18 protein-coding genes are annotated in these 23,958 nt (G+C 57.8%); 3 read left to right on the forward strand and 15 right to left on the reverse strand.

Features of this window, described 5'->3' with window-relative positions; all coding sequences use genetic code 11:
* Nucleotides 1-11 precede the first annotated feature (11 nt).
* Nucleotides 12-1,163 carry an SIS domain-containing protein gene (locus tag ACL2XP_RS21185; RefSeq protein WP_413735144.1) on the reverse strand — a complete coding sequence of 384 codons (1,152 nt, stop codon included), beginning with the start codon at nt 1,161-1,163 and terminating at the stop codon, nt 12-14.
* Between the two features lie 23 nt (nt 1,164-1,186).
* Nucleotides 1,187-2,470 carry a D-tagatose-bisphosphate aldolase, class II, non-catalytic subunit gene (locus tag ACL2XP_RS21190; protein ID WP_413735145.1) on the reverse strand — a complete coding sequence of 428 codons (1,284 nt, stop codon included), beginning with the start codon at nt 2,468-2,470 and terminating at the stop codon, nt 1,187-1,189.
* A gap of 346 nt (nt 2,471-2,816) precedes the next feature.
* Here ACL2XP_RS21190 and agaR point away from each other — a divergent pair, with 346 nt between their 5' ends.
* Entirely contained in the window at nt 2,817-3,632 is an 816-nt protein-coding gene (gene agaR, locus ACL2XP_RS21195) for a transcriptional repressor AgaR (protein WP_413735147.1), read from the forward strand.
* Between the two features lie 24 nt (nt 3,633-3,656).
* On the opposite strand, the gene ACL2XP_RS21200 is transcribed toward agaR, so the two are convergent.
* The 4 genes from ACL2XP_RS21200 to ACL2XP_RS21215 all read right to left on the reverse strand — a co-directional run bounded on the left by ACL2XP_RS21200 (nt 3,657) and on the right by ACL2XP_RS21215 (nt 9,078).
* Entirely contained in the window at nt 3,657-4,391 is a 735-nt protein-coding gene (locus ACL2XP_RS21200; protein WP_413735149.1) for a phosphoadenylyl-sulfate reductase, read from the reverse strand.
* A gap of 26 nt (nt 4,392-4,417) precedes the next feature.
* A complete protein-coding gene (gene cysI, locus ACL2XP_RS21205; protein WP_413735150.1) occupies nt 4,418-6,118 on the reverse strand; it encodes an assimilatory sulfite reductase (NADPH) hemoprotein subunit in 1,701 nt (566 codons plus the stop codon).
* Nucleotides 6,118-7,926, reverse strand: a complete 1,809-nt coding sequence (cysJ, locus tag ACL2XP_RS21210) for an NADPH-dependent assimilatory sulfite reductase flavoprotein subunit (RefSeq protein WP_413735151.1) — start codon at nt 7,924-7,926, stop codon at nt 6,118-6,120. The genes cysI and cysJ overlap by 1 nt, the downstream gene beginning before the upstream one ends.
* A gap of 153 nt (nt 7,927-8,079) precedes the next feature.
* Nucleotides 8,080-9,078, reverse strand: a complete 999-nt coding sequence (locus ACL2XP_RS21215) for a hypothetical protein (protein ID WP_413735152.1) — start codon at nt 9,076-9,078, stop codon at nt 8,080-8,082.
* Between the two features lie 96 nt (nt 9,079-9,174).
* On the opposite strand from ACL2XP_RS21215, the gene queD reads away from it, so the two are divergent.
* Nucleotides 9,175-9,543: a 6-carboxytetrahydropterin synthase QueD gene (gene queD, locus ACL2XP_RS21220; RefSeq protein WP_413739245.1), complete on the forward strand. Its 369-nt coding sequence runs from the start codon at nt 9,175-9,177 to the stop codon at nt 9,541-9,543.
* 10 nt (nt 9,544-9,553) lie between these two features.
* Here queD and queE read toward each other — a convergent pair whose 3' ends face one another.
* From queE to rlmD, 6 genes are all read right to left on the reverse strand, one after another.
* Nucleotides 9,554-10,225 carry a 7-carboxy-7-deazaguanine synthase QueE gene (queE, locus tag ACL2XP_RS21225; RefSeq protein ID WP_413735154.1) on the reverse strand — a complete coding sequence of 224 codons (672 nt, stop codon included), beginning with the start codon at nt 10,223-10,225 and terminating at the stop codon, nt 9,554-9,556.
* Nucleotides 10,226-10,419: 194 nt separating this feature from the next.
* The gene (eno, locus tag ACL2XP_RS21230; protein WP_413735155.1) at nt 10,420-11,721 is read right to left on the reverse strand and encodes a phosphopyruvate hydratase; all 1,302 of its coding nucleotides are present in this window, start codon (nt 11,719-11,721) and stop codon (nt 10,420-10,422) included.
* An 87-nt stretch (nt 11,722-11,808) separates the two neighbouring features.
* Nucleotides 11,809-13,446, reverse strand: a complete 1,638-nt coding sequence (gene pyrG / locus ACL2XP_RS21235) for a glutamine hydrolyzing CTP synthase (RefSeq protein WP_413735156.1) — start codon at nt 13,444-13,446, stop codon at nt 11,809-11,811.
* A gap of 221 nt (nt 13,447-13,667) precedes the next feature.
* On the reverse strand, nt 13,668-14,480 hold the full coding sequence (gene mazG, locus ACL2XP_RS21240; protein ID WP_413735157.1) for a nucleoside triphosphate pyrophosphohydrolase: 813 nt from the start codon (nt 14,478-14,480) through the stop codon (nt 13,668-13,670).
* Nucleotide 14,481: 1 nt separating this feature from the next.
* On the reverse strand, nt 14,482-16,713 hold the full coding sequence (gene relA, locus ACL2XP_RS21245) for a GTP diphosphokinase (RefSeq protein ID WP_413735158.1): 2,232 nt from the start codon (nt 16,711-16,713) through the stop codon (nt 14,482-14,484).
* A 9-nt stretch (nt 16,714-16,722) separates the two neighbouring features.
* Complete coding sequence (gene rlmD / locus ACL2XP_RS21250; RefSeq protein WP_413739246.1) at nt 16,723-18,057, reverse strand: 23S rRNA (uracil(1939)-C(5))-methyltransferase RlmD; 1,335 nt, start codon at nt 18,055-18,057, stop codon at nt 16,723-16,725.
* 59 nt (nt 18,058-18,116) lie between these two features.
* On the opposite strand from rlmD, the gene barA reads away from it, so the two are divergent.
* On the forward strand, nt 18,117-20,867 hold the full coding sequence (gene barA, locus ACL2XP_RS21255) for a two-component sensor histidine kinase BarA (protein WP_413735159.1): 2,751 nt from the start codon (nt 18,117-18,119) through the stop codon (nt 20,865-20,867).
* Nucleotides 20,868-20,970: 103 nt separating this feature from the next.
* Here barA and ACL2XP_RS21260 read toward each other — a convergent pair whose 3' ends face one another.
* The 3 genes from ACL2XP_RS21260 to garL form a co-directional block, all read right to left on the reverse strand.
* The gene (locus ACL2XP_RS21260) at nt 20,971-22,113 is read right to left on the reverse strand and encodes a glycerate kinase (protein ID WP_413735161.1); all 1,143 of its coding nucleotides are present in this window, start codon (nt 22,111-22,113) and stop codon (nt 20,971-20,973) included.
* 82 nt (nt 22,114-22,195) lie between these two features.
* The gene (gene garR, locus ACL2XP_RS21265) at nt 22,196-23,089 is read right to left on the reverse strand and encodes a 2-hydroxy-3-oxopropionate reductase (protein WP_413735162.1); all 894 of its coding nucleotides are present in this window, start codon (nt 23,087-23,089) and stop codon (nt 22,196-22,198) included.
* 52 nt (nt 23,090-23,141) lie between these two features.
* Complete coding sequence (garL, locus tag ACL2XP_RS21270) at nt 23,142-23,912, reverse strand: 2-dehydro-3-deoxyglucarate aldolase (RefSeq protein WP_413735164.1); 771 nt, start codon at nt 23,910-23,912, stop codon at nt 23,142-23,144.
* Nucleotides 23,913-23,958: the final 46 nt, after the last annotated feature.

The raw sequence follows: 23,958 nt of genomic DNA on the forward strand, positions 1-23,958 counted from the left end.
GCCGATCGCTGCTAGTCTGCCAGCTTATGGATAATGACGCCCTCGACGACCCGATTAACTACCCCGGTTGGCGAAGGATTGTCTGGCGAACCGCCTGAATTAAACGAGGTGAGATAGGCAAATATCTGGGCATAAACCAAATAGCAAAAACCAATATGTAAATCGTCCATGCCGGTTGTCTGCGGCAAATATATATGCTCGCCGTTGATTATTTCCGCGGCATGGCTATCGGCGAGAGCGATAACCCGGCGCGCCACTTGATCATTTCTTAATTCAGCGACTAAATCCAGATCGTATTGACGGGTGTAGGCGGCATTGGAAATCAACACCACCACCAGGGTATTGCCGTCGACGATGGATTTTGGCCCATGGCGAAAACCGGTTGGGGAATCATAAAAGGTCGCGATTTTCCCGGCGGTGAGTTCCAGCATTTTCAAGGCGGATTCCTGCGCAATGCCCTGCAGCCCCCCACTGCCCAGATAGACCACGCGCGTAAACCCTTCATCGCCAAATAGCGGGGTGGTTTGTTTTAGATAGCGCTCAATAATGATCCGGCTATTTTCAATAATAGGCAGGAAGGAGGTCTGGTTAAACTGTTCCGGGGCAAATATGGCCAGGCTGGCCAGCATCATATTCGTTATACTGCTGGTCATGGCAAAACCGCGGTCGTGCGTTTCCGGCGGCATCAGCAGCGACAGGGTATTGACGCCGTGCTCAAAGCGTTTATGTAACTGTCCCGCTTCATTGCAGGTAATGATCAGATGAAAGCAGTTCTTGACCCGTTGGTTCGCCAATTCAATAGCGGCCACGCTTTCAGGGCTATTGCCGGATCGGCCGAAAGAAACCAGCAACGTAGGGATCGCCGGTAAAAAGAATTCCAGGGGATTACTGACCAAATCGGTGGTCGGGATAGCTTCCATGCGCGCACCGACTTGCCCGGCCAGTCCAGGCACCAGCGCCTTACCGATAAACGCCGAGGTACCCGCGCCGGTGAAAATAATCCGCAGTTCGCGTTGGGATAATAATGGTTGTAAAAATGCATCAATGCGCTGTTGCCGTTGTTTAATAATATCCAGGGTTTTGCGCCAGGTTTCCGGCTGCTGCACGATCTCTTGTGCGGTAGCGAATGCGAGCCTATCTTTTTCCATCGAAGAAGTGTTCATTGTTTCTGCCAGCCTATTAATGATTAGTGACATGCTGATGAATATGCTTTTATGACGTCGGTAATTTTATCGATAATGATATTTTTAGGTTTGAGTTCTAACTCGCCGTTTCTTACCCGCGCATATTGCTCAGGGAGATATTGATTTAATAAGGGTTCGGGAATAACGGCGTTATCCAGGTTACGGATTAATTTGCGATAGCTGTCCTGGACGCGTTCGTGGGGCCAGTAATAGCGAATCCGGTCCGAGTAGCTGTAAATGCGGGATAATCTTTGCTCATCCTCGCTGCCATGGTAATGATGAATCCAATATTCCGGTTGCGCCTGCATTACCGCTTCCAGGGTGGCGCGCAGTTCGCTGCGATCCCGGCTGATGATTTCCCGTTCGATGCATTCCAGGGCAAACACCGCCTCCCTGAAAGCGAAGGTTAACGCCGGCCCGACTTTGAGAATGGCGAAATGGTCGCGCACCAGTTGCCGGTAGGCCTGCGGCCGTTGGTAATCCGTGGAATGGGCTTCATACACCAGGTTGGGGTGTTCATCGAGCAAATGGCTTAACGCATGGGCATGTTCAGGCTGATAATCGATGACCTGGGTATGGTCGAACTCCACCCCCGGCTGAACCACCAGGCCGATGACCCGATGCCATATTTGTTCCAGGCCGGCCTGTTCAAATGCGCGGCGGTGGGCGCTGATAGTACAGGTCGCCGCCGCAGGCGAGGTGACCTCAATATGATGCAGGTTTTCCTGGGCGCCGCCCGGCACCGGCACTTCGGTGCCGATGATATACAGGATGTCATGACAGCCAAAAGTGTCGAAACATACCTGTTCAGCGATTTTTGCCAGTCTGGCCGAACGTTCGGCGACTATCTCGTCGCTTAGCGGAACGGGGTCGCCCTGGCAGGACATGCTGCAATCAAGATGTATTTTCTTAAATCCCGCGGCAACATAAGAGGCGATCAGCACCTCCGCTTTTTCCATGGCTTCCGCGGCCGGCAGCCCTTGCCAACGGTTGGGCCCCAGGTGATCGCCGCCCAAAATCAGCATTTTTTCATCAAAGCCTGCCGCCTTGGCCTGAGTCATGATGGCGCCGTAGAAATCGGCGGGCGTCATGCCGGTATAACCGCCATATTGATCCACCTGATTGGACGTCGCTTCAATCAGCAACAGGCTGCCCTCGGATCGGGCATGTAGCAGCGCGGCTTCCAGCACCAGCGGGTGCGCGGAACAGATAGCATAGATACCGGTATGCTGGCCCTGCTTGTGGTTAGCGATTAACGCATTCAGCGTCAAACTAAGCTCTTTCATCTCTCAACCTTTTCTTTTCTTTCCTTTGGATGTTTTTAGCTTACATTAGGATCATAAGAAAACAAAAGGAAAGATTCATCGATGTGATAAAGATCATAAAACAAGGAAGTGAAAGAAGAGAGGGTTTTATCCTGGGTTGGCCGGAAATCGCGGGTCGCCGGTTTTATGCGTGGCCGGGACGCGCGCGAGGCGAGTTGGCCATGGGCGTTTTTATAGTCGACATGGGCATAATCGGGCGGGTACAATGGAATTTGGAGGATAGTCGTAAGGGAATGAAAGCGCATCTGCCCTTGGGTTTATCCTGGAATGTTAAAGGCAGGAACAGCAGCATGAGAGATGTCTTGATATGAGTCTTAGCAATAAAACGCTTACCACCAGCGCGCGGCGCGAACGGATCGTCAATCAGCTCAAGGCCCAGGGCAGCGTGCAGGTAAATGTTTTGGCGTCTGATTTCGATGTCTCTACCGTCACCATCCGCAACGATCTGTCGTTTCTGGAAAAACAGGGCGTCGCCACCCGCGCATACGGCGGCGCCATGCTGAGCACCGCCCCGCAGCTTGAAGCGGAACGCTCCATCGCGACAAAACGCACCGAACACTCCACCATTAAAGAGCGCATCGGCCAGCTTGCCGCATCGCTGATTACTCCCGGCAGCAGCATTATTCTTGACTCAGGCACCACGACCTACGAAATCGCGCGCCATTTACACGCCCATGAGGATGTGATTGTCATGACCAACGGCATGAACGTGGCGGACGCGCTGGTGGATGCCACCAGCGTGGATTTATTGGTTACCGGTGGTCGCCTCAGACGCCATTCTTTGTCCTTTTTTGGTACCCAGGCGGAAACGTCTTTGCAGAACTATCACTTTGATATGTTGTTTCTGGGGGTAGACGGATTAGACCCTATGATGGGGGTGACGACCCATCATGAAGATGAGGCCAGGTTAAACCGCTGCATGTGCGATGCCGCTAAAAAAATTATCGTGGTGACCGACTCGTCTAAATTTTACCGGGCCAGCCTGCATAAAATCATCGGCCTGGACCGGGTGGATAAAATCATTACCGACGACAATATCCCACCGGCATTATTGGATATTTTTATCAATAAAGGCATCGACGTACTGTTGGTCGATCATACTTCGCCGGACACCGCCGGATAACAACCGCTATCCGGCAGCGCGGCCTCAGCCCTCGTGCAACCCGCACTCGCGCTTGAGGCCGAAAAAGCGCGTTTCCTCTTCGCTCATGCCCGGTTCCCATTTGCGGGTGGTATGGGTATCCCCCACCGACAGATAACCCTGTTCCCACAGCGGGTGGTAACCCAGATCATTAGCCTTCAGGTATTGATACACCTGGCGGTTATCCCAATCGATAACCGGCAGCAGCTTAAATACGCCGCGCTGGATCGCCAGCACCGGCAACTGGGCCCGGCTGCCGGATTGCTCGCGGCGCAGGCCGGCCAGCCAGCTTTGCGCCTTGAGCGCGGCCAATGCCCGGTTCATCGGTTCGACTTTGTTGATTTGGTTATACGTTTCGATCCCTTCGACGCCCTGCTCCCACAATTTGCCGTAGCGGGCTTCCTGCCACGCGGGCGAAAGCTCGGCGCGAAATACCTGGAGATTAAGCCCCAGCTTCTCGGTCAGTTCATCGATAAACCGGTAGGTTTCCGGGAACAGATACCCGGTGTCGGTTAGGATCACCGGGATATCGGGACGCTGGCGGGTGACCAGATGCAGGCACAGCGCCGCCTGGATGCCGAAGCTGGAGGACAACACCACTTCACCGGGCAAATTATCCAGCGCCCAGCCCACCCGCTGCTCCGCGGTCAGTGTTTCCAGATGACTATTGATGTCCGCCAGCGCCGCGGTTTGTTCCGCTTTCGGCAGCGCGTTCAGTTCGGCCAGGTTTAAACTGCTCATAGGTCCCCTCGGGTTCAGTGTCCGGGTTAAGCGTAAAAGTCTTGCGCGGAATTAACCACCGGCTTAACGATGCCGGCACGTATCACGAAATCGCCGAAGGGTTCCCGCGGATGACGCTCTGCGGCCCAGCGGCCGGTGGTCTCATCGATAATCGCCAGGATTTGGTCTTCGGTGATATTTTCCCGATACATGCGCGGAATGCGCTCGCCGGCGCGATCGCCGCCCAAATACAGGTTATAGCGCCCGATGGCCTTGCCGACCATGCCGATTTCCGCCAGCATCGAGCGGCCGCAACCGTTCGGGCAGCCGGTCACCCGCAGGATGATTTCGTCGTCGCCCAGGCCGTGAGCGGCCATGATGCCCTCCACCTTGGTGACAAACTGCGGTAAAAAGCGCTCGGCTTCCGCCATCGCCAGCGGGCAGGTGGGAAACGCCACGCAGGCCATGGACGCCTTGCGCTGTACGCTGACATCATCGTTAATCAGGCCGTACTGGCGCGCCAGCGCTTCGATTTTGGCTTTATCGCGCGCGGATACGCCCGCGATAATCAGGTTTTGATTGGCGGTGAGGCGAAAATCCCCTTTATGGATGCGGGCGATTTCAGCCATACCGGTTTTCAAGGGGCGATCCGGATAATCCAGGATGCGGCCGTTTTCAATAAACAGCGTTAAATGCCAGCGATTTTCGATACCCTTCACCCAGCCGAAGCGGTCGCCGCGTTCGGTGAATTCATAGGGGCGGATCGGCTCGAACTTGATGCCGGTGCGTTTTTCCACTTCCGCTTTAAACGCCGGCACCCCGACCCGCTCCAGGGTATATTTGGTCTTGGCGTTTTTACGATTGGAGCGATTGCCCCAGTCGCGCTGGGTGCCCACCACCGCCTCGGCGAAAGCCAGGGTATGCTCGGCGGGGATATAACCGAACTCGCTGGCCGTGCGCGGATAGGTGGAGTTGTCCCCATGGGTCATCGCCAGTCCGCCGCCCACCAGCACGTTGAAACCGACCAGTTGGCCGTTGTCGCTGATGGCGACGAAGTTCAGATCGTTGGCATGCAAATCCACATCGTTGAGCGGCGGCACCACTACCGTGGTTTTAAACTTGCGCGGCAGGTAGGTCGGCCCGAGGATCGGCTCCTGGTCGGTGGTTTCGCGCTTTTCGCCGTCCAGCCAAATCTCGGCGTAAGCGCGGGTTTTGGGCAGCAGGTGCTCGGAGATTTTTTTCGCCCATTCATAGGCCTGCTGGTGCAACACCGACTCCACCGGGTTGGCGCTGCACAGCACGTTGCGGTTGACATCCCCCGCCGTGGCGATGGAGTCCAGCCCTAGGCGGTGCAGCATTTGATGCATTTGCTTAAGATCGGGTTTCAGTACGCCGTGAAACTGGAAAGTCTGGCGGCTGGTGAGGCGAATGCTGCCGTACAGGGTATGCGCGGCGGCGAATTCGTCGATGCCGAGCCACTGCGCGGGCGTGATGATTCCCCCCGGCAGGCGGCAGCGCAGCATCATATTAATCAGCGGCTCCAGTTTTTGCTCCGCGCGCTCGGCGCGCAGATCGCGATCGTCCTGCTGGTACATGCCGTGAAAACGGATCAGCTGGAAATTGTCGCCATTAAACCCGCCGGTCAGGCGATCGTGCAGATCCGCCTCGATGGTGCCGCGCAGGAAATTGCTTGCCCCTTTCAGGCGTTCATTATCGGATAAAGGGGGATTGGGTTGTTTTTCACTCATCAGTAGACGTCCCGCTGATAACGGCGCTCAATGCGCAGCTCACTTAAAAATTCATCGGCCTGCTCGATATCCATGCCGCCGTGCTCGGCTACCAGTTCCAGCAGGGCCTGCTCAACATCTTTCGCCATATGGTTGGCGTCGCCGCAGACATAGATATGCGCCCCTTGTTCAATCCAGCGCCAGACCTCGGCGCCCTTTTCGCGCAGCCGGTCCTGGACATAGATTTTCTGGGGCTGATCCCGCGACCAGGCTAAATCGATCGCGCTCAGCAGACCCTCTTTTTTATAACGTTGCCATTCTACTTGATACAGGAAATCGTCGGTAAAGTGCGGATTACCGAAAAACAGCCAATTTTTGCCGGTGGCGCCGTCCGCCTCGCGCTGTTGCATAAACGCGCGAAACGGCGCGATGCCGGTGCCCGGGCCAATCATAATCACCGGCGCGTCGGGGCTGGCCGGTAAACGGAAATTATTATTGTGCTCAATAAAGATGCGCACGCCGTCGTCTTCCTGCAGCCGGTCGGCCAGGTAGCCGGTGGCGCCGCCGGTGCGTGCGCGCCCATCGACCTCATAACGCACCACGCCGACGGTGATATGGACTTCGTCGCCCACCTCCGCCTGCGCCGAAGCGATGGAGTACAGGCGCGGCGCAAGCGGGCGCAGCAGGGCCAATAATTGATCCGCTCCCAGCTCGACCGGCGCCTGGCGCACCATATCCACGATCGGCGTGGACTGGGCGTAGCGTTGCAGCTGTTCCTTGTCCGCCGTCAGCGCCAGCAGGGCTTCATCCCGGGCCGTGGCCGCATATTTTTCGACGATCACCGTGGTGTTCTGGGTGAGCTCATAGTGTTTGATCAATGCTTCGGCCAAAGGAAGGGTCTGGCCTTCCACGGTGACCGCCTGGTCGCCTTCGAGCCACAGCAGGCCCAGCAGTTCGTCCACCAGCGCCGGATCGTTTTCATACCACACGCCCAGCGCGTCGCCGGGCTGGTAGCGCAGCCCGGAATCCCCCAGGTCGATTTCAAGGTGCCGGACGTCTTTTTCGGACCGGCGGCCGGTGATTTTCTGCGTCGCCGCAAGCGTAGCCAACAGCGGCTGTTCTTTGGTGTAGGGGGTGGAATCCACCTCGTTTACCGTACCGCTGACGGTTTGCTGCTGCTGCGCGGCGCTCTCCTGCGGCACCCGGGCCTTCAGCAACGCCACGATATCCCGGCGCCAGGCTTCGGCCAGGGGCTGATACTCCACGTCGGCGTCGACCCGGTCAAATAACCGCTGCGCGCCCAGCTCGGCGAGGCGCTGGTCGAAATCCTTGCCTATCTTGGCAAAGTGCTCATACGAGGTATCACCCAGGCCAAATACCGCGAATTGGGTATTGGGCAGTTGGGGCGCTTTTTTCGAGAAGAGATATTTATACAGCGCCACGGCTTCTTCCGGCGGATCGCCCTCGCCCTGGGTAGAAGCGATGACCAGCAGCAGCTTTTCCTGCGCGATTTGCTTGAACTTGTATTCGCCGGCGTTCACCAGGGCGACATCCAGTTTGGCGGCGATTAAATCATCGCGCAGCTGCTCGGCCAACCGGCGGGCATTACCGGTCTGGGAAGCGGAAATCAGCGTAATGGTGGGTGATTCGGCGCGTAGCGGCGCGGGGGAAGCCCCTGCCGCCGTTGCGGACTGATTGACTTGCCCCCAAAAATAACCGGATACCCAGGCCATTTGCAGCGGTGAAAAATCACCGGTGGCGGCTTGCAGACGGGCTAATTGTTCCGGATTGAGCGGGAGCAAAGATGTGGGAGGGACCTGAGTCGTCATTGCTGTTCGAATTTCCTTGTGCGTACCAGTATGGCCGGGCATTTATTATGGGATTATTAGAGTTTGTAAGGTTACTCAGTGTGAAGCAATCAATAAAAGATGTGATGGCAATAATAAATAACTAAAAGGCCTAAAGAGTTATATCGGTTAAACTTATCGATTAAACTGGTTAAGGAATTCGGCGGCCCGATCGATAAGCAGCGGGCTTTGGTGGCCGGCGCCGTCCACCACGGCAAACTGCCAGTTAAATGGCGTAGGCGGCTGTTGTGGTAGTGGTTTCGGCAGCTGTTTTGCCAACCGCCGTACCCGCTGGAAATACCACTGCGCCCGCGCCAGCCGGGTGGCGCCCTGGGCCTCGGCCTGCGGCGTTTGACGCATGGCGGTGTGCGTGGTGCGGGTATCCTGGCCGCCGACCATGATAAGCGTCGGCCGGGCGAAAAACCGCGCCGCTTGTTCATGGTCCAGGGTAAACGGCGCCGCGGCCAAACCGTAGGGCCAGTCCTGCCGCGGGTCCGGCGGCGTCCACCATCCGGCCGACGCGCAGACCGCCGCCTTGACGCGGGCATCCGGCAGCGCCATTAACTGGCGATGGACAAACTGGCAGCCGGCGCTGTGGCCGTAAAGCAAATAATCCGTACGCCGGGTAACGCCCGCGCGCTGCAATCGGCTAAACAGCTGGCCGATGCGGGCATAAGACCACTGCGCCACGGGACGCGGCGCCCCCCGCTGTCCAGGCGCGCCGGCGCGCGTATTGCCCAGCATATACCCACGCGCGCCGGGGTATGCGCTATTGGAGAACTCCGGCGCGATAATCATAAAATGATAACGATTGGCGGCGGCGATCCATTGATCCCGCGCCTGGCGCGCATTGCGCTTTACGCCATGCAAGACCATCACCACCGGCAGATCCCGCGCATCCGGCTGCGGGCGGTAAATATACACCGGCATGGCCCCGTTTTCGGCGGCCAGGGACAAGCAATCATTACCGGCGCGCGGGGCGCCGGCTACCGCGGGCAGCGCCAACAGCCAAACCGATAACAGCCATATGCGCAGCGCCGCCCCGGGGCGCGCTGGCGGACAACGCGGAGATGAGCATTGCGACCATGGCCGCCGCCAACTATATTTATCCGGTTTTTTTTGTCCGCTTTTCATTAATGAGACCCGTAATTATCGCTTCCCGTCAGATATACCATAGAATCATCGGCGGCATTTCGGTACCATGCAGCGTTTGTTGTAACCAGAGGCCCTATAGTGGTAACCACGTTATTTAAAGATTTTACCTTTGAGGCGGCGCATCGTTTGCCGCACGTCCCAGCCGGACACAAGTGCGGCCGTTTGCACGGCCACTCGTTTATGGTGCGGGTGGAGATTACCGGCGAGGTGGACCCGTTCACCGGCTGGGTGATTGATTTTGCCCAATTAAAGGCGCTGTTCAGCCCGATTCTCGATCGGCTGGACCACTATTATCTTAACGATATTCCCGGGTTGGAAAACCCCACCAGCGAAGTGCTGGCCCAGTGGATCTGGCGGGAACTGAAACCCGGCCTGCCGTTGCTCAGCGCCATCGTGGTCAAGGAGACTTGTACCGCGGGCTGCATTTACCGCGGCGAAGCATAACTCGCCCGCGTCAGGCGATATTCAGGTATTTATGCGTCTGCATGGACAGGCGCCAGTTGCGGGCGATACACGTTTCGATACACAGTTTGGTGGCGGCTTCCTGCTGGCTGATGGGCTGCAAGGCGATAATGCGCGGCTTGTCGTCCTCAAGGGTGGCCAGCAGTTCATCGAGATGCTCGATATCCCGCTGACGCGCCACCGGGTGTTTGATTTCATCCGCCCGCTGTAGCGCCTGGGGCAAAATTTCCATGCCGCCGCGCATCCCCACCTTCGGCGAGACCGTGACCCACGTCTGGCTGGTGCAGCGCACTTCCTGGGTGCCGCTGGTCTCAATCTGGCAACTGAACCCCTGCTGCTCCAGGATTTGCGTCAAGGCATACAGATCGTGCACGCAGGGTTCGCCGCCGGTAATCACCACGTGGCGCGCGGTATAACCCTGGGTGGTAATCATCTCCAGCATCTCCTCCGGGGTGACGTTCGCCCATTGGTCGCTATCGGCAATTTTTAGCGGAATATCCCCCAGCGGAACTTCCTTAAGCGGGTCCGTTTCCCAGGTATGTTTGGTGTCGCACCAGCTACAGCCGACCGGACAGCCTTGCAGGCGGATAAATATCGCCGGTACGCCGGTGAAATAACCTTCACCCTGAAGGGTTTGAAACAGTTCGTTAAGCGGGTACTGCATGTTGTTCTCGATAAGTGTCACTACAAATTAGGGCGCTGATTATTACAGATTAGACGATAGGTGCCAAATCAACCCGATAAATAACAGGCCGCGCCGTTATCCCCGCAGATAAAAAAAAGCCCCATCGCAACGATGGGGCTTGGGATCACGTGGTCCGCGGCCGTTTTATCATGCCGCGGACGAAGCGTCGGCGGTTACGCCTGGCCTTTAACTTCTTTCAGGCCGTTGAACGGTGCCCGTGAACCCAGGGCTTCTTCGATACGAATCAGCTGGTTGTATTTGGCAACGCGGTCGGAACGGCTCATGGAACCGGTCTTGATTTGGCCTGCTGCGGTACCCACGGCCAGATCGGCAATGGTCGCATCTTCGGTTTCGCCGGAACGGTGAGAGATGATGGTGGTATAACCGGCATCTTTCGCCATTTTGATCGCAGCCAGGGTTTCGGTCAATGAACCGATCTGGTTGAATTTGATCAGGATGGAGTTGGCAATACCTTTATCAATACCTTCCTTCAGGATCTTGGTATTGGTGACGAACAGGTCATCGCCCACCAGCTGGATTTTGTCGCCCAGCACTTTGGTCTGGTAAGCAAAACCGTCCCAGTCGGATTCGTCCAGGCCATCTTCGATGGAGACGATCGGATAGGTTTTGGTCAGGCCTTCCAGGTAATGCGTGAACTCTTCAGAGGTGAAAGATTTGCCTTCGCCTTTGAGTTCATATTTACCGGTTTCTTTGCTGTAGAATTCAGACGCGGCGCAGTCCATCGCCAGGGTGATGTCTTTACCCAGCACATAACCGGCTTTTTCCACGGCTTCCTTGATGGCGGCCAGGGCGGCGGAGTTGGATTCCAGGTTCGGCGCGTAGCCGCCTTCGTCGCCAACAGCGGTGTTCAGGCCCTTGGCTTTTAATACTTTAGCCAGGTTATGGAACACTTCAGAACCCATGCGGATAGCTTCTTTGACGGTTTTAGCGCCAACCGGCTGGATCATGAATTCCTGGATGTCGACGTTGTTATCGGCATGTTCGCCGCCGTTGATGATGTTCATCATCGGCAACGGCATGGAGAACTTGCCGGCGGTGCCGTTCAGTTCAGCGATATGTTCGTACAGCGGCATGCCTTTGGACGCGGCGGCGGCTTTAGCGGCTGCCAGGGACACGGCCAGGATGGCGTTGGCGCCGAACTTGGATTTGTTTTCAGTACCGTCGAGATCGATCATGATCTTGTCGATATTGGCCTGATCTTTCGCATCTTTGCCCAATACCGCTTCGGCGATCGGGCCGTTTACCGCGGCAACCGCTTTGGTGACGCCTTTGCCCAGGAAACGGGATTTGTCACCGTCACGCAGTTCCAGCGCTTCACGGGAGCCGGTGGAAGCGCCTGATGGTGCGGCGGCCAAACCAACAAAACCACCTTCCAGATGTACTTCTGCTTCAACAGTCGGATTGCCGCGTGAGTCGATGATTTCACGGCCGATGACTTTAACAATTTTGGACATTAGTATTTCCTCAGTACAAGTTAAAACAAAATTCCTGACGAACCACGCGCCGTCGCGAAAGACCGCGCGCCGCTCGCCGTATCATTTTTATTTCATCTGACGCTTTTGGTACTCGCCAGCCGCTTTGACGAAGCCGGTAAACAGCGGGTGGCCGTCGCGCGGCGTCGAAGTAAATTCAGGGTGGAACTGGCAAGCCACGAACCACGGATGATCGGGATATTCAATAATCTCGACCAGCTTGTTATCACCCGACAACCCGGCGATGCGCAGGCCGGCGGCTTCAATCGGTTTCAACAGCATGTTATTGACTTCATAACGATGGCGATGGCGCTCGACAATGGTGGAGTCGCCGTACATAGCGCGCACCAGGCTGCCTTCGGACAACTGGCAGGCCTGGCTGCCCAGGCGCATGGTGCCGCCTAAATCGCTTTGTTCGGTGCGCTGTTCGACGCTGCCGTTTTCGTCACGCCATTCGGTGATCAATGCGACCACCGGGTACTTACAGTCTGGCACAAATTCGGTGGAGTTGGCATTGTCCATGCCCGCCACGTGCCGGGCGAACTCAATCAGCGCCACCTGCAAGCCCAGGCAAATGCCCAGGTAAGGAATCTTGTTTTCACGCGCGTATTGCGCGGTCAGGATCTTGCCTTCCACGCCCCGGTAACCAAAACCGCCGGGGATCAGGATGGCATCGAGATTTTTCAGGATCTCCACGCCGCGGGTTTCGACATCCTGGGAATCGATAAGCTTGATGTTCACCGTCAGGCGATTTTTCAGCCCGGCGTGCTTGAGCGCCTCAATCACCGATTTGTACGCGTCCGGCAGTTCGACATATTTGCCGACCATGCCGATGGTGACTTCGCCGCCCGGATTGGCTTCCTGGTAAACCACCTGCTCCCACTCAGACAGATCCGCCTCGGGACAGTTCAAGCTGAATCGTTTACAAATATAATCGTCCAGGCCCTGTGATTTCAAGAGGGCCGGGATTTTATAAATGGAATCAACGTCTTTAAGGGAAATGACCGCTTTTTCCGGCACATTGCAGAATAAAGCAATTTTTGCCCGTTCGTTGGTGGGCACCGAGCGATCGGAGCGGCAAATCAACACGTCCGGCTGGATGCCGATGGACAGCAGTTCCTTGACCGAATGCTGGGTGGGTTTGGTTTTCACCTCGCCGGAAGCGGCCATATAGGGCACCAGGGTCAGGTGCATGTAAATGGTGTGTTCGCGGCCCACGTCCACCGCCATCTGGCGAATGGCCTCCAGGAACGGCATGGCCTCGATATCGCCCACGGTGCCGCCGATTTCCACCAGCACCACGTCATGGCCTTCGCCGCCCTCAAGGATGCGTTCCTTGATGGCATTGGTAATATGGGGGATCACCTGGATAGTGGCGCCCAGGTAGTCGCCGCGGCGTTCCTTGCGCAGCACATCCGAGTAGATGCGCCCGGTGGTGAAGTTATTGCGCCGCGACATTTTGGTGCGGATAAAACGTTCGTAATGACCCAGGTCCAGATCGGTCTCTGCCCCGTCTTCGGTCACAAAAACTTCACCATGTTGGGTTGGACTCATGGTACCCGGGTCCACATTGATGTATGGGTCCAGTTTCATGATGGTAACGTTGAGTCCGCGGGCTTCGAGAATAGCCGCCAGCGAGGCTGCGGCAATACCTTTACCCAATGAGGATACGACCCCGCCGGTTACAAAAATATAATTAGTTGTCATGCTGAACCTGAGATTTTGGGTGTAAAGACGGAATAACCAAGACGGGAAAATAGTATACCTTAAGCGGGAATCCGCCACAAACGTTCGTTTTGCTAAATGTGATTCGGGCCCCACGGCCCCCGCGCCGGAACATGCTCCTGTCCCGGCCGGGATAATAGTTTGATTAACAAGAGGTTGGCAGAAAAAACATCGCTGGCGTCAACACAGCGGCAAACAATGGCTTATCCGGCGGTTTCCCGCTGTTTTATCTGCTGCCACGCGGCTTCCATCTCCTCAAGCGTAGCCTGGTGAAGGCTCTGCCCGCCGGCCAGAATAATCTCTTCCACCGCGCGAAAACGGCGCTCGAATTTGCGGTTGGCTTTTTGCAGGGCGGTTTCCGCTTTTTTGCCGAGGTGGCGGGTCAGGTTGACGGTGGCGAACAGCAGATCGCCCAGCTCTTCCTCCAGCTTGTCCTCATCCACCACCGCCTGGCGGGCTTCGTGCATCACCTCGTCAATCTCCTCGTAGACTTTGTCCACCACCGGCCCGAGGGTGGTCCAGTCAAACCCCACCGTGGCGCAGCGCTGCTGGATTTTTTGCGCCTTCATCAACGCCGGCAGCGCCTCGGGAATATCATCGAGCGGGGAAAGGCGGGCCTTTTCCGCCCGTTCCCGGGCCTTGAGGGTTTCCCACTGGCCGGGCGGCGCTATGCCGTCATGGCCGGCGTCCTGGCCGAAGATATGCGGATGGCGGCGCACCAGCTTATCGCTGATGGCGTCGCATACGTCTTCGAAATCAAACAACCCCTGCTCGCGCGCCATCTCGGCGTAAAACACCACCTGGAACAGCAGATCGCCCAGTTCGCTTTTCAAGTCGTCATAATCGCGCCTGGCGATGGCGTCCAGCACCTCGTAGGTCTCTTCCAGGGTGTAAGGGACGATGGTGTCGAACGTCTGCCGCCGGTCCCACGGACAGCCGGTCTGCGGGTCGCGCAGGCGGGTCATGATGGCCAGCAGGCGTGCCTGGGCGCCCGGGGTTACGGGGGATGCAGCCATGTTATTCTCCATGCAGCCGGCGTGCGTCGATGACGTCCGGCAATTGATTCAATTTGGACAATACCCGGCCCAGAACCTGCAGATTATAAATTTCTATATCCATATCGATGGTGGCCAGTTGTTGTTTAATGTCGCTGCGGCTGGCGACGCCCAGCACGTTGACTTTTTCGTTGGCCAGGATGGTGGTGATATCGCGCAGCAGCCCGCTGCGATCGTTGGCCACTACCCTGACCACCAGCGAATAGCCGCTGGAATAGCTTTCCCCCCACACCGCATCGACAATGCGTTCCGGGGCATTGGCCTGCAAGTCGGCCAATTGTTCGCAGTCGGCCCGGTGAATGGAGATGCCGCGCCCGCGGGTGATAAAACCGATGATTTCGTCGCCGGGAATGGGCTGGCAGCAGCGGGCGATATGATGCATCAGGTTGCCCACGCCTTCCACCACCACCCGGCCGTTGTCTTTGGAGCGCGGCACCGCCGGCGGTTTTTGCGTCAGCTGCTTGAGCGCCTCGCGATCCTGCTCTTCGGCGCTGGGTTTATTCAGCTTGCCCTGCAGGAAGTTAATCATCTGGTTGATGCGCACGTCGCCGCCGCCGATGGACGCCAGCAGCTCGTCCAGGGAGTTGACGTTATAGCGCGGCAGCAGCAGTTTTTCGGCTTCCTTGATGCTCAGGCCCAAATGTTCCAGCTCATCGTCCAGCAGTTGGCGGCCGGCGATAATGTTTTTATCCCGGTCCTGCTTGCGGAACCAGTTGTGGATCTTGGAGCGCCCCCGGCTGGTGGTGACGTATCCCAGGTTGGGGTTGAGCCAGTCGCGGCTGGGGTTGGGTTGTTTCTGGGTGATGATCTCAACCTGATCTCCCATGCGCAGCTGATAGGTAAAGGGCACGATGCGCCCGCTGATTTTGGCGCCGATGCAGCGGTGGCCGACGTCGCTATGGATATGGTAAGCGAAATCCAGCGGCGTCGAACCGGCCGGCAGGTCGATCACGTCGCCTTTCGGGGTGAACACATAAACCCGGTCGTCGAAGACCTGGCTGCGCACCTCGTCGAGGATCTCGCCGGAGTCCGCCATCTCTTCCTGCCAGGCCAGCAGCTTGCGCAGCCAGGCGATGCGCTCTTCATAACCGGAACGCACGCCGGTGGAAGGCGTGCCTTCTTTGTATTTCCAATGCGCCGCCACGCCCAGCTCGGCGTCTTCATGCATTTGCCGGGTGCGAATCTGGATTTCCAGCGTTTTGCCGCGCGGTCCCAGCACCACGGTGTGGATGGATTGATAACCGTTGGGCTTGGGATTGGCGACATAATCGTCGAACTCGTCGGGCAGATGGCGGAAATGGGTATGCACGATGCCGAGGGCGGCATAACAATCCTGCAAACGCTCCACCACCACCCGCACCGCGCGCACGTCGAACAGTTCGTCGAATTCCAGCGTTTTTTTCTGCATTTTGCGCCAGATGCTGTAGATATGCTTCGGCCGGCCGTAGATATCGGCTTTGATGCCTTCTTCTTTCATCGCATCGCGCAGGGAGGCGACGAAATCCTCGATATACTGCTCGCGGTCGATGCGCCGCTCGTGCAGCAACTGGGCGATGCGCTTGTATTCATCGGGATGAAGATAGCGGAAGCAAAAATCCTCCAGCTCCCATTTCAACTGGCCGATACCCAGGCGGTTGGCCAGCGGAGCGTAGATATTGGAGCTCTCTTTGGCCGCCAGCACCCGTTCGTCCTCCGGGGCGTCCTTGAGTTCACGCAGGTGGGCGATACGCTCCGCCAGCTTGATGACCACGCAGCGGAAGTCCTCGACGATGGCCAGCAGCATGCGCCGCACGTTATCCACCTGTTCCGGCGCCATGGTGTCGTTATGGGTGGCTTTCAGCTGGCGGATGGCGTCCATATCGCGCACGCCGTGCACCAGATCGACGATTTTTTTGCCGAACTCCTCCTCCAGCACCGCTTCCGCCACCACCTCGCCGTCGGCCAGGGGAAACAGCAGCGCCGCGCACAGGCTGTCGCTGTCCATGCTGAGCATGGACAGGATTTCGACCATCTCGATGCCGCGCCATAACAGCAGCGCCGCGTCGGGATGGTTCTTGCATCGCTGCTCGCAGTAACGCCAGGTTTCGGCCAGCCGCTCACTTGACTGCGGGTTAGAAAGACCCAGACTGGCAATCCAGTCTTCCGGGACAAACTCTCCCGCTGTATTCAAATGCGCACTTCTTACCGCAACCATATCCACTCCCTACTTTGCACTGACGCCGGTATCTTTCAGAAACAACGTCATCGACTCAAGATGTCCGCTATGCGGAAACATATCCAGCATAGCCACGCGCGCCAGGGTATAGCCCGACGACACCAACGCCTGGCTATCCCGCGCCAGCGTTGTGGGGTTACAAGACACATAGACGATACGCCGTGGCGACCAGGCGGCAATCCGTGACATGACGCCCTGGGCCCCGGCTCGTGCCGGATCAAGCAATATTTTATCAAACCCCTGGTTGGCCCAGGGTTGTGTCGTCACATCCTCTTCCAGATTTTCATGAAAGAAGAGCGCGTTATCCAGTAAATTCTGCTGTGCATTATATTGCCCATTCGCCACCAGTGCCACAACCCCTTCCACGCCGATTACCCCGGCGCAGCGTTTGGCCAGCGGCAGGGTAAAATTCCCCATGCCGCAAAACAAATCAAGCACCCGCTCGCCGGCCTGGGGCTCCAGCCACTCCAGGGCCAGCGCGACCATGTGCCGGTTGACCTCATCGTTGACCTGAATAAAGTCTCTTGGGCTGAACTGTAGACGTAAATCGTCAATATGGTAAACCGGCGGTTCGCCGCGCAGGCACTCCAGGGAATCGCTGTCGGGAGCCAGCCACAGCATGGCATCCTGCCGCTCGGCGAAATCCGCCAGCCGCCGGCGATCCGCACCGCTGAGGGCATCCAGGTGGCGCAGCACCACCAGCGGCCCGTTATCCGCCAGCACCAGTTCCACGTGCCCCAGGCGCTTGACCGCCGCCAGTCCCGCCAGACACGCTTTTAACGGCGCCAGCAGTTGTTCCAGCGCCGAGCGCAGGATGGGGCAGCAGGCGATATCCACCACATCGCTGGACTTGGCCTGGCGATAGCCCATGGCCAGCCGGCGGTTTTTTTGCCGGTAATCCAGCGCCAGGCGCGCGCGGCGCCGGTAGCCGTAGGCCGCGCCGCCCACGATGCCGACCCCGGTTATCGCCGCGCCGGTCTCGCGGATCAATAATTTTTGCAACGCGGCGGCCTTGCTGTGCTGCTGCAACTCCTGGCTGATATGCTGCTCCTGGCAGCCGCCGCATACCCCGAAGTGCGGGCAGCGCGGCGTTACCCGCTGCGGGCTGTCGTTGAATCTTTTGGTCACCCGGCCCCGGCTGAACTGGCGTTTGTCCTCGGTGATGCGCACTTCCGCCCGCTCCCCCGGCAGCAGATCTGGAATAAACAGGGTCTTGCCATCATGGCGCGCCACGCCCTGGCCGAAACCATCCAGGTCATGGCAGGTCACGTTAAGGGTTTGCCGTGTCGCCACGCGACGGTTTGCAGAGTAGAATTGCGCCATAATTGTTTGCAACGGGTTTCCAGGAGATCCGGTCCGTCATTCTCCCATATTGGAACGCTATGACCAAATACAGCTTGCGCGCAAGGATGATGATACTGATATTGGCGCCGACGTTATTGATCGGATTGCTGCTTAGCGCATTTTTTGTGGTGCACCGCTATAACGAATTGCAAAATCAGCTGGTGGACGCCGGGGCGAGCATTATCGAGCCGCTGGCGGTGTCCGGCGTTTACGGCATGACCTTCCATAACCGGGAGTCGGTGCGCCACCTGGTCAACCTGCTACATCGCCATCATTCCGACATCGTGCGGTCGATCAGCGTGTTTGATGCCGACAATAAGCTGTTCGTGACGTCCAACTACCATCAGAACATTAATCAATTGCAATTGCCGGCGGGCAGCCCGCTACCCCAGGAATTGACCCTGGCGCGCCGGGGCGGCTCGCTGATCATGCGTACGCCGATTATTTCCGAGAATGATTTGCCCGACGCGGAAAACCAGGCGGGCCCCCCCATCACCCCCTTAGGCTACATCACCATCGAACTGGATTTGGATTCGGTGCGGCTCCAGCAATACAAAGAAGCGTTCGTCTCCACGTTGCTGTTGCTGCTGTGCCTGTGTATCGCCATGCTGTTCGCCTATCGCCTGATGCGCGACGTGACCGGCCCCATCCGCAATATGGTCAGCACCGTCGATCGCATCCGCCGCGGCCAGCTCGACAGCCGGGTGGAAGGTTATATGCTGGGCGAGCTGGATATGCTGAAAAACGGCATTAACTCCATGGCCATGTCCCTGGCCGCCTATCATGAGGAGATGCAGCAAAATATCGATCAGGCCACCTCGGATCTGCGCGAAACCCTGGAGCAGATGGAAATCCAAAACGTCGAGCTGGATTTGGCCAAAAAGCGCGCCCAGGAAGCGGTGCGGATCAAATCCGAATTTCTGGCCAATATGTCCCATGAACTGCGCACCCCGCTTAACGGCGTGATCGGCTTTACCCGCCAAACCTTGAAAACGCCTTTATCCCCTACCCAGCGCGATTATCTGCAAACCATCGAGCGCTCGGGCAATAACCTGCTGAGCATCATTAACGATGTGCTGGATTTTTCCAAACTGGAAGCGGGCAAGCTGATACTGGAAGCCATTCCGTTTGCGCTGCGCGCCACCCTGGACGATGTCATCGTGCTGCTGGCGCAGACCGCCCATGAAAAAGGGCTGGAGATTACCCTGGATGTCCAGCAGGACGTGCCCGATCGGGTCATCGGCGATCCGCTGCGCCTGCAGCAGGTGATGACCAACCTGCTGGGCAACGCCATTAAATTTACCGAGCAGGGCAATATCGATATCCGGATTGAAAAGCGCGGCGGCGATCATCACCAAATGGAATTGGAAATGCAGATTCATGATACCGGCATCGGCATCGCCGAGCGCCAGCAGTCGCAGCTGTTTCAGGCATTTCGCCAGGCGGATGCCAGCATTACCCGCCGCCACGGGGGCACCGGGCTGGGTCTGGTGATTACCCAAAAGCTCATCAAAGAGATGGGCGGCGATATTAGTTTCCATAGCCAGGTGAACCGCGGCTCCTCATTCTGGTTTCATATCCCGCTACAGCTCGGCGGCGGCACCGGAGACGGCCCGCAGGATTATGAACATCTGCGCGATAAGCGCCTGGCGTTTGTCGAAGCCAACCCCGCCGCCGCCCAGGCCACGCTGAATATGCTGGCGGCGACGCCGCTCGCCATCAGCTTTAGCCCCGCCCTGGCGCAATTGCCGGCGCAACGTTTTGATCTGTTATTGATCGGGAAACCCGTCACCCAGCGGATTTCCCTGGTGGATATCAAGCGCGAACTGGCGGAAGCCGCCAAATTCTCCGGCTGCGTTATTTTAGCCTTGCCCAGCCAGACGATGGTGGAAGCGGAGCAAATCAAACGGATGGGGGCTTATGCCTGCGTGGCCAAGCCGGTTTCCGCCACCCGCTTCTTGTCCTTGCTGCGCCGGGAGACGCGGGTGCCGGCTCCCCTGCCGCCCACCCCCTCCGATGCGCCGCGCCTGCCGCTTACCGTCATGGCGGTGGACGACAATCCGGCCAATCTCAAATTAATCGGCGCGCTGCTGCAAGAACAGGTGGGACAGACCATTTTGTGCGCCAACGCCCGCGAAGCGTTGGCCTATGCCGGCCAGCATGCCCTGGACATTATTCTGATGGATATCCAGATGCCGGAAATCGACGGATTGCGCGCGCTTGAGCTTCTGCGGCAACTGCCGCGCCATCAACATACCCCGATCGTGGCGGTTACCGCCCATACCTTGGGCAACGAGCGGGAGAAACTGCTGGCGGCGGGCATGGATGATTGCCTGGCCAAGCCCATTGACGAAACGATGCTGCAACAATTGCTGGCGCGCTACTCCACCGCCGCGCCGGCGAACGTTCAGTCCACGCCGCCGGCGCCGGCCGGCTGCCAGGCCGCCGGTAGCACGCTGGATTGGCAACTGGCGCTGCGCCAGGCCGCCAACAAGCCAGATCTGGCGCAGGATCTGCTATGCATGCTGATTGGTTTTCTGCCCGAGGTAAAACAGCGGGTGGCCGCCATTGTGAACGGCGCGCAGGATAAAGATATCGGCGCGCTGATCCATAAATTGCACGGCAGTTGCAGCTATAGCGGCGTACCGCGGCTCCAGCAGCTCTGCGCCGATATTGAACGCCAGCTGCGCGCGGGGGCGCCGGTGGCGGCCCTGGAGCCGGAATGGCTGGAGATGCTGGATGAGATTGAAAACGTGACGCTGGCTTCGGAACCTTTTATCACCGTCTAGGCCATCACGCCCGGAACCGGGAAAGGCCGCTCCCGGGGAACGGCCTGGTGTATAGCCTTAGCCTGGGCGAAAAGAGCGCGCGCAGGGCGTCGGTCTACCGCGCTTAGCGCAGCTGTTGGGCAAGTTTGATGGTGGCGGCGATATTCCGGGCCGTCAAACGGACATTGCGCGCGGCATTGCCCAGCGCCTCGTCCAAGGTACAAATTTCATATAACACGCTGAATACCGCATCCAGGCCGTGCTGATGAACCACGCCGACGTCTTCGGTCAGGCTGCCGGCGATACCGATAACCGGTTTGTTATAGCGTTTGGCCACCTTCGCCACGCCAATCGGGACTTTCCCGTGAATGGTCTGGCTATCGATGCGCCCTTCCCCGGTAATCACCAGGGTGGCATCCCGGACGATGGCATCCAATCCCAGCGCCTCGGTCACGATTTCAATCCCCTTGCGCAGTTCCGCGCCGCAAAAGGCTTGCAAACCCGCGCCCATGCCGCCGGCGGCGCCGGCGCCAGGGATATGTTCGACGTCTTTATCCAGATCGCGCTTGATGATCGCCGCGTAGTGCTTGAGGGAAGCATCCAATCGCTTGATCATCGCGGGGGTAGCCCCTTTCTGCGGGCCGAAAATCGCCGTGGCGCCTTCGTCCCCGGTCAAGGGATTGGTGACATCGCAGGCCACCTCGAAACGGCAGTCCTTGATCCGCGGGTCAAGCTGGGTGATATCAATGCGCGCCAGTTTATCCAGTTCGCCGCCGCCGTAGCCGATTTGCCGGCCCTGGTCGTCCAGCAGCCCACCGCCCAATGCCTGCACCATGCCGGAACCGCCGTCGTTGGTGGCGCTGCCGCCGATGCCGATAATGCAGTGCTTAACGCCGTGGTCCAGGGCCGAGCGGATAAGTTCGCCGGTGCCAAAAGAGGTGGTGAGCAGCGGATTGCGATCGCAGGCGCGCACGATTTCCAGCCCGCTGGCGGCGGCCATTTCAATAAACGCGGTTTGCTTATCGCCGGACAAACCGAAGAAAGCATCGACCTGGGCACCCAGCGGCCCGGTGACCCGGACGTTGACGATTTCACCGTGCGTGGCCGCCACCATCGCTTCCACGGTGCCCTCGCCGCCGTCCGCTACCGGCAATTTAACGTAATGGGCATCGGGAAACACTTCACGAAATCCCTGTTCGATCTGCGTTGCGACTTCCAAAGCAGATAAGCTTTCTTTGTAAGAATCCGGTGCGATTACTATTTTCATAGACTACCTGCGCCTGTTGAGCTGAAGCCGGCGAAATGGTTATTTCGCCGCCTGATGGGGCGCCGGACCGGCGCCCGACCACTTACTGCCGTTTAACTTCAACTTTGGCTAATTTTTCATAATAGCAGGCAATCGCACTATGGTCCGAGTTACCCAGCCCGTCTTGCTTAAGCGCCTGCATCATTTCCATTACCACCGCGGTCAATGGCAGTTGCGCGCCTACGCCGTGGGACGTATCCAGCGCATTGGCCAGATCTTTTATATGCAAATCGATGCGGAAACCCGGCTTGAAGTTGCGATCCAATACCATCGGCGCCTTGGCTTCGAGTACGGTGCTGCCGGCCAATCCGCCGCGGATAGCCTGGAAAACCAGATCGGGATCGACGCCAGCTTTAGTGGCCAGCACCAGCGCTTCGGACATGGCGGCAATATTCAGCGCCACGATAACCTGGTTAGCCAGCTTGGTGACGTTACCCGCGCCGATATCACCGGTATGCACCACGGAACCCGCCATGGTTTTCAGTAAGTCATAGTGCTTGTCGAACAGGGCCTTATCGCCGCCGACCATGACCGACAACGTGCCGTCAATCGCCTTTGGTTCGCCGCCGCTAACCGGGGCATCGAGCATGGCGATATTTTTTTCCGCCAGGGCGGCGGCGATTTCACGGCTGGCCAATGGGGCAATGGAGCTCATGTCGATGACCACGGTGCCGGCTTTCGCGCCTTCAACCACGCCGTTTTCTCCCAGTACCACTTCTTTAACGTGGGGGGAGTTAGGCAACATGGTGATGATTACGTCGACTTGTTCAGCCAGGGATTTCGCCGTATCGGCAGCGGTGGCGCCGGCCGCGACAACGTCGGCTACCGCCTCGGTATTGCGATCCAGTACCACTAATGAGTAGCCCGCTTTGAGCAGGTTTTTGCTCATTGGTTTTCCCATAATGCCTAAGCCAATAAATCCAATTTTCATTACCATTACCTCTAAACGCTTTATTTAGGTGTGAGGCGCGCCGGGCGCGCCGGTTCAGTTATTTTTTAAATTTGTCGCATAATGCCTGGGTGCCGCCGCGGAATACCCCTAAATCGCTGCCGACCGCTACGAAGGTCGCGCCCCACTCCAGGTAGCGGCGCGCGTCGACTTCCGCCGGCGCCAGAATACCGCTTGGCTTGCCGGCGGCTTTGGCGCGGGCAAATATATGCTGGATAACGCGTTGCACTTCCGGGTGGTTAGGCTGTCCCAGATATCCCAGGGCGGCGGAAAGATCGCCCGGGCCGACAAAAATGCCGTCCACGCCGTCGACGGCCGCGATGGCGTCGATATTGTCGACGCCCTCCTGGCTTTCGATTTGCACCAGTATCGTGATGTTTTCGTTAATCGTGCCGAAATAATCCGGCACCGTGCCGTAGTTGTTGCTACGTTGGGAAACCGAAACACCGCGAATGCCCGCAGGCGGATAACGGGTAAAGGAGACCGCGCGCAGCGCCTGCTCCTCCGTTTCCACAAACGGGATCAGGAAATTATAAAAACCAATATCCAGCAGACGCTTGATGATGATCGGTTCATTGGTCGGCGGACGGACCACCGGCGCGCTATGGCTGCCTTTGAGGGCCATCAACTGCGGAACAAAGGTGGTGACATCATTGGGCGCATGTTCGCCGTCCAGTACCAGCCAGTCGAATCCCGCCAGGCCCAGCACTTCCGTAGTGATCGGGTTAGCCAAGGCGCACCAGCAGCCGATCTGGGTCTCTCCTTGCAGCAGGCTCTGACGGAAACGGTTTGGCAGTAGTGGAGTATTCATAATTTACCTCTATGCAAAGAAACGAAACGTTAGCGGGCCCATACCG

It is taken from the genome of Sodalis sp. RH21 (assembly GCF_047324175.1).
GTDB lineage: Bacteria > Pseudomonadota > Gammaproteobacteria > Enterobacterales > Enterobacteriaceae > Acerihabitans.